General features: G+C 72.3%; 10 protein-coding genes. 4 read left to right on the top strand and 6 right to left on the bottom strand.

Annotated features, from left to right (window positions below; genetic code table 11):
* Window positions 1-50: 50 nt before the first annotated feature.
* The 5 genes from IO39_RS01640 to IO39_RS01620 all read right to left on the bottom strand — a co-directional run bounded on the left by IO39_RS01640 (window position 51) and on the right by IO39_RS01620 (window position 8,181).
* Complete coding sequence (locus tag IO39_RS01640; RefSeq protein WP_043614570.1) at window positions 51-1,745, bottom strand: ABC transporter family substrate-binding protein; 1,695 nt, start codon at window positions 1,743-1,745, stop codon at window positions 51-53.
* Window positions 1,746-1,776: 31 nt separating this feature from the next.
* Window positions 1,777-3,822, bottom strand: a complete 2,046-nt coding sequence (locus IO39_RS01635) for a dipeptide ABC transporter ATP-binding protein (protein ID WP_043614567.1) — start codon at window positions 3,820-3,822, stop codon at window positions 1,777-1,779.
* Window positions 3,819-4,733, bottom strand: coding sequence for an ABC transporter permease (locus IO39_RS01630; protein WP_043614564.1), 915 nt, complete (start codon window positions 4,731-4,733; stop codon window positions 3,819-3,821). The genes IO39_RS01635 and IO39_RS01630 overlap by 4 nt, the downstream gene beginning before the upstream one ends.
* Window positions 4,733-5,716 carry an ABC transporter permease gene (locus IO39_RS01625; protein WP_043614561.1) on the bottom strand — a complete coding sequence of 328 codons (984 nt, stop codon included), beginning with the start codon at window positions 5,714-5,716 and terminating at the stop codon, window positions 4,733-4,735. The genes IO39_RS01630 and IO39_RS01625 overlap by 1 nt, the downstream gene beginning before the upstream one ends.
* A 113-nt stretch (window positions 5,717-5,829) precedes the next feature.
* Complete coding sequence (locus tag IO39_RS01620) at window positions 5,830-8,181, bottom strand: AAA family ATPase (RefSeq protein ID WP_043614558.1); 2,352 nt, start codon at window positions 8,179-8,181, stop codon at window positions 5,830-5,832.
* 910 nt (window positions 8,182-9,091) lie between these two features.
* Here IO39_RS01620 and IO39_RS01615 point away from each other — a divergent pair.
* The 4 genes from IO39_RS01615 to IO39_RS01595 are packed head-to-tail and all read left to right on the top strand — an operon-like array spanning window position 9,092 to window position 12,535.
* Window positions 9,092-10,621, top strand: coding sequence for an MFS transporter (locus IO39_RS01615; protein WP_052422321.1), 1,530 nt, complete (start codon window positions 9,092-9,094; stop codon window positions 10,619-10,621).
* 35 nt (window positions 10,622-10,656) lie between these two features.
* The gene (locus IO39_RS52140) at window positions 10,657-11,364 is read left to right on the top strand and encodes a DoxX family protein (RefSeq protein ID WP_169789007.1); all 708 of its coding nucleotides are present in this window, start codon (window positions 10,657-10,659) and stop codon (window positions 11,362-11,364) included.
* A 51-nt stretch (window positions 11,365-11,415) separates the two neighbouring features.
* The gene (locus IO39_RS01600) at window positions 11,416-12,006 is read left to right on the top strand and encodes a hypothetical protein (protein ID WP_157547791.1); all 591 of its coding nucleotides are present in this window, start codon (window positions 11,416-11,418) and stop codon (window positions 12,004-12,006) included.
* On the top strand, window positions 11,990-12,535 hold the full coding sequence (locus IO39_RS01595; RefSeq protein WP_043614549.1) for an OmpA family protein: 546 nt from the start codon (window positions 11,990-11,992) through the stop codon (window positions 12,533-12,535). The genes IO39_RS01600 and IO39_RS01595 overlap by 17 nt, the downstream gene beginning before the upstream one ends.
* An 84-nt stretch (window positions 12,536-12,619) precedes the next feature.
* On the opposite strand, the gene sthA is transcribed toward IO39_RS01595, so the two are convergent.
* Window positions 12,620-14,023: a Si-specific NAD(P)(+) transhydrogenase gene (gene sthA, locus IO39_RS01590; protein ID WP_043614546.1), complete on the bottom strand. Its 1,404-nt coding sequence runs from the start codon at window positions 14,021-14,023 to the stop codon at window positions 12,620-12,622.
* Between the last annotated feature and the right edge of the window lie 59 nt (window positions 14,024-14,082).

The following is a 14,082-nucleotide window of genomic DNA, read 5'->3' as shown; positions in this document are numbered from 1 at the left end:
GTACACGGCGGCCCCGACAGGTCCAGCGTGGCGGGGGGCGGGGCGGTCGTTCAGCCGGTGAAGCCGATGTCCTGGTAGCGCAGGTCGAAGAAGCCGCGCGCGCCCACGTTCGCCAGCGTCCGGCGCACCGCCACCATCTGCGGCCGCTGGTAGAGCGGGAGCACGTTCACCTCCTGCCAGATGAGCCGGTCGGCCGCGTTGGTGGCGGCGCGCGCCCGCACGGGGTCGAGGCTCTGCGCGGCCCGGCTCATGGCCTGGTCGATGGCCGGCGACCCGGTGCGGCCGAAGTTGGCGTTCCAGCTCTGCCCGCCGGTCGCGTTGGCGTAGATCCCGTAACTGCTGGACACCGGGAACGGCGTGCCGATGTAGGCGAACGGGGTGAGGTCGAAGTTGCCGGGGATGACGTATTTGGTGAAGAAGTCGTCGCTGGGCACCGCCTTGATGGTGACCTTGACGCCGATCTGGGCGAGCATGCTCTGCACCAGCTCGCCCTCCGCCTTGCTGACCTGCACCCCGGACGGCACCACGAACCTCAGGTCGAGGACCTTGCCGTTCTTCTGCCTGACCGAGCCGCTCGTCCGCCACCCGGCGGCGTCCAGCATCCGCCTGGCCTTGTCGGGGTTGTAGGCGCCGAGGGCCCCGGCGTTGTCCTGGTAGCCCTCCTGCGTGTTCATGAAGAAGTGGTTGTTGAGCAGCGTGATCGGCCAGTCCAGCCCTTGCAGGTCGGACTGGGCGATGGCCTGGCGGTTGATGCCGAGCTGGATGGCCTGGCGCACGTTGCGGTCCTTGAGCAGCTCGCTGGAGCCGTTGAAGGTGATGTGCCGGAAGTCGGGGCCGGCGGCCTGGCGCACCTCGGCGTCCGTCGTGGTCCGGGCGCGCGCGTAGGCGGGCGCGGAGGACCCGACGTCGATCACGTCGAGCTCGCCGTTGCTGAACGCGCCGATCAGCGAGTCCTGCTCGGACGCCCGATAAATGATCTTGTCCAGCTTGGCCCGGTCGCCCCACCACGTGTCGTCGCGCACCAGCGTGATCGTCTTGGCCGTCTGGTCGAACCCCCCGAACCTGAACGGCCCCGCCGTCACCGGGATCTTGTTGACCCACGCGGTGTTGAACGCCTGCGCGTCGCGGTTGGTCGCGGCCGGCAGCAGCGGCCCGAACAACGCCTGCCAGTCGCCGAACGGCCTGCGGAAGGTCACCACCACCTCGTGGTCGTCCTTGCCCCGCGCCACCTTCTCGATGTCCTGGTAACCGGTGGAGGAGACGATGTGGAAGTCGGGCTCGCGCCCGCTGAGCGCCTGCCACTGCGCCTGGTAGTCGACCCACGTGATCGGCTTGCCGTCGGACCACCTGGCCTTCGGGTTCAGCGTGTACGTCACCACCTGCCGGGGCCGCTGCTCGGTCACCCGCGCGTCGAGCACGTAGTCGCGGTTCACCGAGATCTCGGCCTTCTCGTCGGAGGTGAACGGCGAGGGCAGCAGCGCGTTGCTGATCACGGCGGCCATCGCCAGGTTGCCGTCGACGTGGTTCCGGTTCCACTGGGTGGGGAACTCGTTGATGCCCCAGCGCAGCGTCCCGCCGTCCTTGACGTTCGCGCGCGGCTGCGGGTTGATGTCGTAGGCCTTGATCGTACGCTCGTCACCGCCGCTGTCCTGGCCCCCCGGCCCGCTGCCCCGGTCCGCGCCACAGCCCGCCAGCAGCAGCGAGCCCGACACGGTGACGGCCATGACCAGACGTGATGCTTTCATCGAGCGGAATTCCTCCTGGATCGAGCGAGGTCTACACGACTTCGCGCTTGTCTGCGTAATGGCAGGCCGCACCCTGGTCGGCGCCCAGCGGTCGCACCTCGGGCTCGATCCGGACGCAGAGCCCGCGCTCCCCGTCGGTGAGTTCGTGGCGGAACTTGGGACATCTGGTGCGGAATCGGCAGCCCGTCGGAGGGTTGGCCGGGCTGGGCAGGTCGCCTTCGAGCAGGATGCGCTCGCGTGAACGCTCGCGGACCGGGTCGGGCAGCGGGATCGCCGACAGCAGAGCCTGGGTGTACGGATGCGCCGGACGGTCGTAGACCGCCTCCACGTGCCCGATCTCGGCGATCCTGCCGAGGTACATCACCGCCACCCGGTCGGCGATGTACCGCACCACGCCCAGGTCGTGCGCCACGAACAGGTAGGACAGGCCGAGCCTGGCCTTGAGCGAGTCGAGCAGGTTGATCACCCCGGCCTGGATCGACACGTCCAGCGCGGAGACCGGCTCGTCCAGCACCAGCAGCCGGGGCTCCAGCGCCAGCGCCCTGGCGATGCCGATGCGCTGGCGCTGCCCGCCGGAGAAGTCCTGCGGGTAGCGGGCGGCGTGGGAGGGGTCGAGGCCGACCAGGGCGAGCAGCTCGGCGACGCGCCGCCCGGGGTCGCGCCGGCCGTGCGTGCGCAGCGGCTCGGCCAGGATGTCGTGCACGGTCATGCGCGGGTCGAGCGAGGCGAGCGGGTCCTGGAAGACGACCTGCATGTCGCGCCTGATCTCGGCGCGCTCGGCCCGGCTCAGCCTGGCGATGTCGTGCCCGAGCACGACGATGTCGCCCTCCTGCGGCGGGGTCAGCTCGAGGATCTGCGTCAGCGTGGTGGTCTTGCCGCTGCCGGACTCGCCGACCAGCCCCAGCGTCTCGCCCTGCCGCAGGTCGAAGCTGACCCCGGCGACCGCCTGCACCGTGCCGACCCTGCGCTTGAACACCGCGCCCTTGACCAGGGGATAGTCCTTGACCAGGTGGCGCACCGCCAGCACGGTGCGCGCGCCGCGCACCCGCAGCGGCCCGGGCCCGCCGCCGGGTGGCGCGGGCGGGCCGGGACGCACCTCCTGCCACCGGACGCAGGCGGCCCGGTGCCCGTCGCCCACCTCGAACAGTGGCGGCTCCCGCTCGTCGCACGCCTCGATCCGCATCGGGCAGCGCGGCGCGAACGGGCATCCGGGCGGCAGCGCGGCCGGCGAGGGCGGATTGCCCTCGATGGGCGTCAGCGGCTGCCGCCCGCCCCGGTCGACGCGCGGCACCGAGCCGAGCAGGCCCACGGTGTACGGCATGCGCGCCCGGTAGTAGATGTCGTCCACGCCGCCCACCTCGACGGGCCGGCCGGCGTACATGACGAGCACGCGGTCGGCGAACCCGGCCACCACGCCGAGATCGTGCGTGATCATGATGATCGCCGCGCCCGTCTTGGCCTGCGCCCGCTTGAGCACCTCCAGCACCTGAGCCTGGATGGTGACGTCGAGCGCCGTGGTCGGCTCGTCGCAGATGATCACGTCGGGGTCGTTGGCGATGGCCATCGCGATCACCACGCGCTGCCGCATGCCGCCGGAGAACTCGTGGGGGAAGGCCAGCGCCCGCTCGGCCGGGCGCGGGATGCCCACGAGTTCGAGCAGTTCGAGCGCCTTGACCAGGGCCGTCTCCTTGCTGACGCGCTGGTGCACGCGCACGGCCTCGGCGATCTGGTCGCCCACCCGGTAGACCGGCGTCAGCGCCGACAGCGGGTCCTGGAAGACCATCGACACGGACTTGCCGCGGAAGGAGTTGAGCACCCGCTCGGGGGCGCCGATCAGCTCCTTGCCGTGCAGGCGCACCGAGCCGGTGACGCGCGCCCCCGGCGGCAGCAGCCCCATCACGGCGGCGGTGGTGACCGACTTGCCCGAGCCGGACTCGCCCACGATGCCGAGGACCTCGCCGGGGCGTACGGAGTAGCTCACCCCCCGCACGGCGCGTACGCCGCCGAAGGAGACGTGAAGGTCGCTGACCTCCAGGACCGGGCCGGGCGCGGCCCCTTCCGGCAGGCCCGGGTTCATCGCGGCCCCTTCCGCGAGGAGGACGGGTCGAAGGCGTCGCGCAGCGCGTCGCCGACGAGGTTGACCGCCAGCACCGTCACCACCAGCAGCCCGGCCACGAACCAGAACGTCCACGGCGCGTAGATGGCGGTCTTGGAGCCGTCGGCGATGAGCGTCCCGAACGACACGTCGGGCGGCTGGATGCCGAACCCGAAGTATGACAGCGAGGTCTCGGTGAGGATCGCGGAGCTGACGTTGAGGGTGGCGTCGACGATCAGCAGCGACGACAGGTTGGGCAGCACGTGGCGGAAGATGATGCGCACCGGCGGCACGCCCATGTAGCGGGCGGCCTGGATGAACTCGCGCTCCTTCAGCGAGACCGTCATGCCGCGCACGATCTTCGAGGTGACCATCCACAGGAACAGCGCCAGCATGACCACGAACAGCGGCCACTGCCCCGGCCCGAACAGCGGCGACAGGATCGCCAGGATGAGGAAGGCCGGCAGCACGAGCAGCAGGTCGGTCACCCAGCTCAGCGCCCGGTCGGTCCATCCCAGGAAGTAGCCCGCGAACGCCCCCACGACCGCCGCCAGCGCCGTGGACACCAGCGCCGCCAGCAACCCCACGACCAGCGACTTCTGCATGCCGCGCAGCGTCACCGCGAACACGTCGGAGCCCGTTTGGAGCGTTCCGAACCAGTGGCGCGCGGACGGCGGCTGCATGAACGCGGTGAAGTCCTTGTCGGTGTAGGTCCACGGGCTGAACAGCGGCCCCGCGAACGCCAGCAGGAACATCAGCGCGAGCACCGTGAAGCCGACGCGCCCCTGCGCGGAGCGGAAGAAGCGCCCGGCGACCACCCGCGCCCTGGACGGCACGGCGGGCGGCGGGCCCTCGGTGAGCTCCTCGGCCAGCTCCTCCTCCGACAGCGTCATCAGGACCGCACCCTCGGGTCGAGCGCGGCGTGCAGCAGGTCGGCGGCCAGCGCCGCGCACAGCACCGCGACGGCGGCCAGCAGGGAGATGGCCGCGACGGTGTTGACGTCGTTGCCGAAGATCGAGTTGATGAGCTGCTCGCCCAGCCCGTGCCAGCCGAAGATCTTCTCGGTGAACGTGGCCCCGGTCAGCAGCGCGCCGAACGTGAACGCGAAGTAGGTCACCACCGGGATCATCGCGGTGCGCAGCGCGTGGCGGGTCAGCGCCCGGCGCTTGCTGAGCCCCTTGGCCCTGGCCGTGCGGACGAAGTCGGCGCCCAGCACGTCGAGCATCATGTTGCGCTGGTAGCGGCTGAAGACCGCGATCAGCCCGACCGACAGCGAGACCGTCGGCAGGATCAGGTGTTGCAGCCGGTCGACCACCTGGGCCCACAGGCCGGCGTCGAGGCCCGCGCTGTATTCGCCGCTGACCAGCAGCACCTGCCGGCCGAACAGGTGCTCGTTGGCCCAGCCCGCCAGCAGGATCAGCATGTTGGCCAGCACGACCACGGGCACCGCGAGCACCAGGAACGACAGCCCGGTGGACAGCCGGTCGAACCAGCCGTACTGCCGCACCGCCGCCAGCGCCCCCGTCAGCACCCCGAGCAGGCTGCCGAAGAGCAGCCCCAGGATGACCAGCCGGAACGTGACGCCCATGCGCCGCTTGATGTCCTCGCCGACCGGCGAGCCCGCCACGGTCATGCCGAGGTCGCCGCGCAGCACGCCGCCCGCCCAGACGGCGTAGCGCTGCAGCAGCGGCGTCTTGTCGTTGAGGTTGAGCGCGGTGAGCTGGGCGTCGACCACGGCGGGCGGAGGCTTGGGGGTGCGGTCGGCGTAGTTGGAGCGGGGGTCGAGCGCCATGGCCGCCAGCATGTAGGCGAGGCTGGCGGCCACGATCACGAGCACGACGTAGTTGAGCAGCCTGCGGGCCAGGAACCCCGCCATCGCTCCCCCTCCTACGCGCCAGGTGCACGCCCGACGAGCCACTGGACGTGGCTTATCGTAGCCATATAGCTACACCATGTGCGCGTCTCGGCGCAGCGAACCTGCCGATCAGGTCAAGGTCCGGGAAGTTCGTCCACGGCGGTGCGCACGTCTTCGCTGGTGATCGTGGTCAGGTCGGCCGAGCTGGCCGAGCCGCCGCGCGCCGCGTGGGCGGCCAGCCGCACGTCGCGGCGCATGGCGGCCCGCTCGAACAGCGACCTGGCGAAGCGGCCGTTGCCCAGCCCGTCGATCAGCCGGTCCTCGCAGACCCAGGTGAAGACCTCGTCGAGCCGTCGCAGCGCCTCGTCGTCGAACCGGTCGCCCGACTTCTGCGCCAGCAGCACCGCGATCTGCGCCAGCTCGCGGGGCGAGTAGCTGGGGAAGGCCACCCGCTGGTTGAAGCGGCTGGACAGGCCGGGGTTGGTGGCCAGGAAGGCGTCCATCTCGCGCTCGTAGCCGGCCAGCACGATGACGAGCCGGTCGCGGTCGTCCTCGGCCCGCTTGAGCAGGGTCTGCACGGCCTCCGCGCCGAACGCGTCGCCGCCCTGGTAGCCCGGGTTGACCAGGCTGTAGGCCTCGTCGATGAAGAGCACGCCGCCCAGCGCCCGGTCCACCAGCTCGTTGGTCTTGATCGCGGTCGCGCCGAGGTGCTGGCCGACCAGGTCGGCCCGGTGCGCCTCGACCACGTCGGGCCTGGCCAGCAGGCCGAGCGCGGCGAAGATGCGGCCCAGCACCCTGGCCACGGTGGTCTTGCCGGTGCCCGGCGGGCCGACGAAGACGAAGTGGCGCATCTGCTGCGGCGTGGGCAGCCCGCGCTCCTGGCGCATCCTGGCCACCTGGAGCTGGGCCGCGATCGCGTGCACCTGCTTCTTGACCGGGGCCAGCCCGGCCATCCGATCGAGGTCGGCCAGCGCCTCCTCCAGCGTGGGCGTGGCGACGTAGCCGCGGAAGCGGGCGGTCAGCTCGTCGAACGCCTTGGTCACGTCGGGCGTGGTCGTGGTGACGAGGTCCTGCGTCGTCGGGGTGCCGCCGTGGCCCACCACGCGCACGTCGCGGGCCTGGGCGGCGGCCTCGACCAGGCTGCGCGCGAACCGGGCGTTGCCCAGCTCGTCGAGCAGCCCGCGCCGGTGCACGTCGTCGTAGAGGCCGAGCAGCACCCGCTTGGTCTCCTCGCCCATCGTGTCGCCCCGGCGCCGCTGCAGCAGCTCGGTGACCTCCACCAGCTCGGCGGGGGAGTAGCCGGGGAAGCGCACCCTGGTGGCGAACCTGCTGGCCAGGCCGGGGTTGCTGGACAGGAACGAGCCCATCTCCTGCTCGTAGCCGGCCAGGATGATGATCAGCCGGTCGCGGTCGTCCTCGGCCCGTTTGAGCAGGGTCTGCACGGCCTCCGCGCCGAACCGGTCGGGCTGCCCGTCGGAGGAGTTGACCAGCCCGTACGCCTCGTCGATGAAGAGCACGCCGCCCAGCGCCCGGTCCACCAGCTCGTTGGTCTTGATCGCGGTCGCGCCCAGGAACTCGCCCACCAGGTCGGCCCGCTGCGCCTCGACCACGTAAGGGGTCTCCAGCAGGCCGAACGCGTAGAAGATCTTGGCCAGCGCGCGGGCCACGCTGGTCTTGCCGGTGCCGGGCGGGCCGACGAAGACGAAGTGCCTGGTGGGCCGCTCGGGGGTGTAGCCCGCCTCGGCCCGCAGCCGGGAGGCCTCGATGGAGGCGGCGATCGAGCGCACCTGCTCCTTGACGGGGCTCAGGCCGATCATGCTCTCCAGCTCGGCGAGCGCGTCCTCGACGGAGATCTGCGGCGGCGCGCCCTGCTTGTCGTGGGGGGCCTCGGGCCTGCCCTCGCGGACCCTGACGCGCACCTGCTGCTCCTCGGCGGCGGCGCTCTCGGCGCGGGCCTTGCGCGCGAGCACGAAACGGTGCACCAGGACGGCCGCGGCGGCGGCGTAGGCGGCCCAGACGGCCGTGCCGTCGGAGACGGGGGAGAGCGCGGCGGCGAGCAGCCCGGCGGGAACCAGCGCCAGCAGCGTGCTCACCCACGGCGTCACCCAGCGGATGAGATGGGCGGCGGCGGCGACGGGCAGCGCCAGCGCGATCATCAGGTGCAGGGTGCCCGCGCCCGGCGGGAACAGCGTGCCGAACACCGGCAGCGCCAGCGCCGCCCAGCCCGCCACGACCAGCGCGGTGGCGGCGGCGCGCGGGAAGCGCATGGTCAGCGCCACGAAGGCGAGCAGCAGGAGCACGAGGGGAAAGGTCTTGAGCAGGTCCCACCCGAGCGCCGCGCCGACGCCCATGGTGGCCACCAGCACGACCGCGTAGAGCACCCGGCGCACGGCCGGGGGGATCTGGAAATAACGCAGCCGAACCTTCTCGAACAGATCCCGCGCCGCGGCCCGCCCCGCGGTCTGGGCCCTGTCGGACTCACGCATCACGCCTCCCCGGTCCGCCCCCGGTTATACCGCACCGGACCGACGGTTGGGCGGTCCTGACACGCTGGGTGGAGGTCACGAAAAGGGCGATCCGCCGCCCGGATCGGGGGGCCGGGGAGCGCCTGCGGGGAGCGCCGGGCGACGGTGATCGCGGGATGCCGCAGGCCAGCGGCACCTTGCGGCGGTTCGCGCCAGATGGGCGGTATGCCGTCGGTGATCCGGCCCCCGCGGGGAAGCGACTACGGGCACGGCCGGCCGGACGTGGCGGGAATGTGCCAGGCAGCGCGATCGCCGGGCGCGGCGCGGGCGTCCCGAGTGCGCGACATAGCCTGCGGCCCGGCACGCGGCCCCGCCCCGCGCACCGCGTCGGCGGCCGGCGCGTCGCGGGCCGCCGGCGCCTCCTCCGGCGGCCCGCTCTCGCGACCGCCGCATCCCCTGCCGCCGGGGCCCGGGATCGGGGCGGCAGGCCGCCGCGCTCCCGGGCCGAGGCCCCGGTGCCGGGCAGGGGAATGTCACCCGCGGGCAACCCCGCCGCGCGTGCCGGTGGCGGCGGGGACGGATGGGGAACTCGCCGGCGAGCACCTGTCCGGGGGTGACGCGCAGGACGTCCGAGCCGGCCCGGGGTGACGCCTCGTACGTCCGGTCCCGCGGGTCTCGTGATCGGCTGGCCGGCGCTTGATGGATAGATCCCGACATATGGCTGTATCTCGCTAGAGAGGTACGCGGTGACCGTGGATCAACCGATACCGCTATGACAAGTCCCTGGCATGGCCTAAGCTGCCACGCAAGCCGGAGCGCCGGAGCCGGGCGGCCCAGCTCGGGAGGCATTCGAGCGCCGCGCCGCGCCTCCGCCGCCTGTCTCTAGCAAGCACGCGGGCCCTGTGGAACGGATCGGCCTGCAAGGAGGCCCATGACCGTCACGCAGGCCGCGCCCCTCGTACGCACCGCCGACCGGGACCCCCGGCACCACCGCTGGCACATTCTCGTGCTGCTCTGCCTGAGCCTGCTGCTGATCACGGTCGACGCCACCGTCCTGCACATCGCGGTGCCCGCGCTCACGGCCGCGCTCGAACCCTCCGCGGTGCAACTGCTGTGGATCATCGACATCTACTCGCTGGTGGTCGCGCCGCTGCTGATCATGTTCGGCGCCCTCGGCGACAGGTACGGCCGCAAACGGCTGGTCCTGTGGGGCTTCGTGCTGTTCGGCCTGGCCTCGGCCGGGGCGGCGTTCGCCCCGACCCCGCTGACCCTGATCCTGGCCAGGGCGCTGCTCGGCGTGGGCGGCGCGATGATCATGCCGGCCACGCTCTCGCTCATCCGCCAGGTCTTCACCGACAGGCGCGAGCGGGCCGTCGCGCTGGGCGTCTGGAGCGCGGTCGCGGCGGCCGGCGCGGCCGTCGGGCCGCTCGTCGGCGGCGTGCTCGTCGGCTGGTGGTGGGGCGCGGTGTTCCTCGTCAACGTGCCGATCCTGCTGGTGCTGCTGCCCGCCGCCCGGCGGCTGCTGCCGGAGTCGCGCGGGCGCCGCGACCGCCCGTGGGACGCCGCCAGCGCGGTGTTGTCGGTGGCCGGCATCCTGGCGGTGGCGTTCGGGCTGAAGGAGGCGGGCTCGGGCAGCCTGATGCCGCTGTGGGCGTCGATCGCGACGTTCCTGGGCGGGGTGGCGCTGCTGGTGCTGTTCGTCCGGCGGCAGCCCCGGCTGCGCACGCCGTTCCTCCAGATCGGGCTCTTCCGCCGGCGCGAGTTCACCACCGGGGTCGTCGGCGTGCTGCTCGGCGTGTTCGCGCTGGTGGGGCTGCAGCTCATGCTCGCCCAGTACCTGCAGCTCGTGCTCGGCGACAGCCCCGTGCGCGCGGCGCTGCGCATGCTGCCCCTGGTCGTCTCCGCCATCGTCGGCGGGCTGGCGGCCGCCCACATCCTGCCCAGGATCGGCATGCGGGCCACGATGAGCGGCGGCCTCGGGCTCGTCGCGCTCGCCCTGACCCCCACGCTGACCTGGGGCGTCGAGGGACACCCGGTGATGCTGGCGGTGTGCTTCGTGGGCATCGGGTTCGGGGTGCAGGTCGCGCTGCTGGCCGCCTCCGACACGATCATGTCGGCCGCCCCCGAGTCCCAGGCGGGCGGGGCCGCGGCCATCGAGGAGACCGCGTACGAGCTGGGCGCCGGGCTGGGCGTGGCCGTGCTCGGCACGATCACCACGATCGTCTACGCGCCCGGCCTGCCCGCCGTGCCCGGCGTGCCGGCGGGCGGCATGGACCAGGCCAGGCAGTCGCTGGCCGCCGCCGCGCACGTGGCCGACGAGGTGGGCGGCGGCGCGGGCGGCGCGCTGCTCGACGCCGCCCGATGGGCCTTCGTCAACGCCCTGCACACGACCGTCGTCGTGAGCGTCGTCCTGCTCGGCCTGACCGCGGTCGCCGTGGCCGTGCTGCTCAGCCGTGATTGAGGTGTGCCATGTCCCGATCAGGGCAGACATTTACCGTGAAACAGGTCCTGCGTGATCTTGCCGCTTTAGTCGCCCGCCTCGGGGTGGGCGGTATCTTCTTCGCCAACGGCTGGGCCAAGCTGGAAGACGGACTGATCACCACGGGGGCGAAGTTCCTGGCGCAGGGCGCGCCCGCGCCCGGCGCCTGGGCCACGGTCACCATGCTCGCCGAGCTCATCGGCGGCGCGCTGCTCATCGCCGGGCTCGCGGTCTCCGTGACCGGCCTCGTGCTGTTCGCCGAGGCGCTGGCGGTCTTCCTGGTGGCGCCGCCGCTCAACCCCATCACCGTCAACGAGCTCGTCCTGCTCGCCGCCGCCTCCCTGCTGCTGGGGACCCGGAGGCGCCGGCCCGCCCCGCACCGGCCCGCCCCGCCGACCCGCCGCACCCCGCCGACCCGCCGCACCCCGCCGACTCGGGCCCGGCCGCAAGCCCCGGCGCGCCCGCCACCCCCGTCACTCCTGTCACCCCCGTCGCCCCCGCGGACTCCGGCGACGGCGGGAAGGCAGAGAGCGGGGAGAGCGCGGAGAGCATCGAGGACACCGCCCCGCATCCGCGGGTCCGCGAGCAGGCGGGGGAGCCGGGCCGCGGCGGGAAGCCGGCACCCTCGCCGGGGGACACCCTGGTGGCGGGGCGCAAGAAGCCGGCGGCCAGGACCCGCCGCACGAGCGCCGACTGACTCCGGCCGATTGACGCTGAGCGCTTGATTCGCGGGATCAGCGGAAGTTGTCCCGATACGCGGCTACACTCCACGACCCATGACGCTGACGAAGGCTCTGACTCTCGTGATCCTCGCCGCGTTGGCCGCGGGGTGCCAGCTCCCCGGGCCGGCCCCGTCTCCCCGGGAGGCCCCGTCCCAGTCGCAACCGGTCGCCAAGTCGGCGACCGCACCGGCGACCAGCGCCCCGCCGAGCGCCGCGCCGTCGTCCACCCTCCCGCCGGACAAGGTGCTGGCCGGCAGGAAGGGCACCCTCGACGGCCACGGGTTCCGGATCGACGTCACCCAGCTCGTCCGCAGGGAACGCTTCGTCAACCTCACCTTCACCGCCACGGTGACCAAGGAGGGCGGCGGTCTCGGCTGGCAGGTGCACAACGCCTTCGCCGCGGTGCCCTCGCAGAACCCCACCGTCGACGGCGTCTTCCTGGTGGACGTCAAGAACGCCAAGAAGCACCTCGTGGCCCTGGACAGCGAGGGCAAGTGCGTGTGCAGCCGCATCGAGTCGCTGTTCCTGAAGCAGGACGACACCGCGGTGTTCTCGGCCACGTTCGCCGCCCCGCCGGCCGACGTCACCTCCGTGGACGTGCACATCCCGAACGTGGGGACGCTGGCCGATGTACCGATCTCTTAGCGCGGCGGCGCTGGCCGGGCTGCTCGCGGCGACGCCGACCCAGCCACCGCTGGAGGGACAGACGCCGGTCACCGCGCCGGTCGTCGACATCACCGGCAAGGTGCTGGACATCGGCGAGCGCATCGCCAGCCTCGACGAGTCGGTCACCAACGAGACGAGCGGCAGGCAGCGCACGATCACCTTCGCCGCCGACGTGCTGTTCGCCTTCGACAAGGCCACGCTGACCGGCAAGGCCGAGAGCCGGCTCCGTCAGGCGGCCGAGGCGCTGAAGGCGGAGGCGGCGGGCAAGGAGGTCAGGATCGACGGCTACACCGACGACAAGGGCTCCGACTCCTACAACCTGGAGCTGTCGCAGCGGCGGGCGCGGGCCGTGCACACCGCGCTGGGCAAGCTCGTCACCGGCGTCACGTTCACCGTCGCCGGCCACGGCGAGGCCGACCCGGTCGCGCCCAACGCGCTGCCCGACGGGGGCGACAATCCCCAGGGCCGGGCCAAGAACCGCAGGGTGGAGATCAGCTTCGCCCGCTGAACATCCTGGCGGCACGGCCGAGCGCGGAGTCCGCATGGCGGCGCCGACCAGAAGTGGACCCTGTCGTGACGGGCGGGGCCCGGCTCACATCTCCGCGGTGAGCCGGGCCACCGTCCGCATCTTGTTCGTCGCGTCCAGCGCCGCCACCTTGTACGACTCCGCCAGCGTCGGATAGTTGAACACCGCGTTGACCAGGTAGTCGACCGTCCCCCCGCACCCCATGACCGTCTGCCCGATGTGCACCAGCTCGGTGGCCTGGGTGCCGAACACGTGCACGCCCAGCAGCCGCCGGTCCTCGGAGGAGACCAGCAGCTTGAGCATCCCGTACGAGTCGCCGATGATCTGCCCCCTGGCCAGCTCCCGGTAGCGCGAGACGCCCACCTCGAACGGCACCTTCTCCCGGGTCAGCTCGTCCTCCGACTTCCCGACGAAGCTGATCTCGGGGATGGTGTAGATGCCGATGGGCGGCAGCTCGTTCAGGTCGCCGGCCGGCTCGCCGCACGCGTGCTGGGCGGCCAGCCGCCCCTGCTCCATCGACGTGGCCGCGAGCGCGGGGAAGCCGATCACGTCGCCCACGGCGTAGATGTGCGGCACCTCGGTGGCGTAGTTCTCGTCCACCTTGATCCGCCCCCGGTCGTCGGCGGCCAGGCCGGCGGCCTCCAGGCACAGCTCGGCGGTCTTGCCGTGGCGGCCCGCGGAGTACATGACGCAGTCGGCGGGGATCTTCTTGCCGCTCTCCAGCAGGGTCAGCGCGCCGCGCGGGCGGCGCTCGACGGCCGCCACGCTCTCGCCGAACCGGAAGGTCACCGCCAGGTCGCGCAGGTGGTACTTGAGCGCCTCGACGATCTCCAGGTCGCAGAACTCCAGCATGCGCTCGCGCCGCTCGACCACCGTCACCTTGGTGCCGAGCGCGGCGAACATGGAGGCGTACTCGATGCCGATCACCCCCGCGCCCACCACGACCATCGTCTCGGGGATCCGGTCGAGGTGCAGGATGGCGTCGGAGTCGATCACCGTCCGGTCGTCGAACTCGACGCTGCCGGGCCGGGCCGGGGAGGTGCCCGTGGCGATCACGATCTTCTCGGCGGTGACCTTCCTCTCCTCCTCGCCGGTGATCCCGATCGTGTGCTCGTCCAGGAACCGGCCGGTGCCCAGCAGCACCGTCACGCGGTTGCGGGCGAGCTGGCTGCGGATCACCTGGATCTCGCGGCCGATCACGTGCTGGGTGCGCATCCCGAGGTCGGCGACCGTGATCTCGTCCTTGACGCGGTAGCTGGCGCCGTACAGCTCGCGCTGGTTGAGGCCCGTGAGGTAGAGGACGGCCTCGCGCAGGGTCTTGGAGGGGATCGTGCCCGTGTTGATGCAGACGCCGCCGATCATGTTCCGTTTCTCGACCAGGGCGACGCGCCTGCCGAGTTTCGCCGCCGCGATCGCGGCCTTCTGCCCACCGGGTCCGGAGCCCAGGACCACCACGTCAAAGTCCGCCACACCGTCCAGTCTGGGGGCGGCGTCCGCACCGGGAAAGACCCGTCTGGGAGACTCGCAGC

The sequence above is a fragment of the Nonomuraea candida genome, from assembly GCF_000725485.1.
Taxonomy (GTDB): Bacteria; Actinomycetota; Actinomycetes; order Streptosporangiales; family Streptosporangiaceae; genus Nonomuraea; species Nonomuraea candida.
The sequence above is the reverse complement of the archived record's forward strand: the minus strand, read 5'-3'. Positions and strand labels throughout refer to the sequence as shown.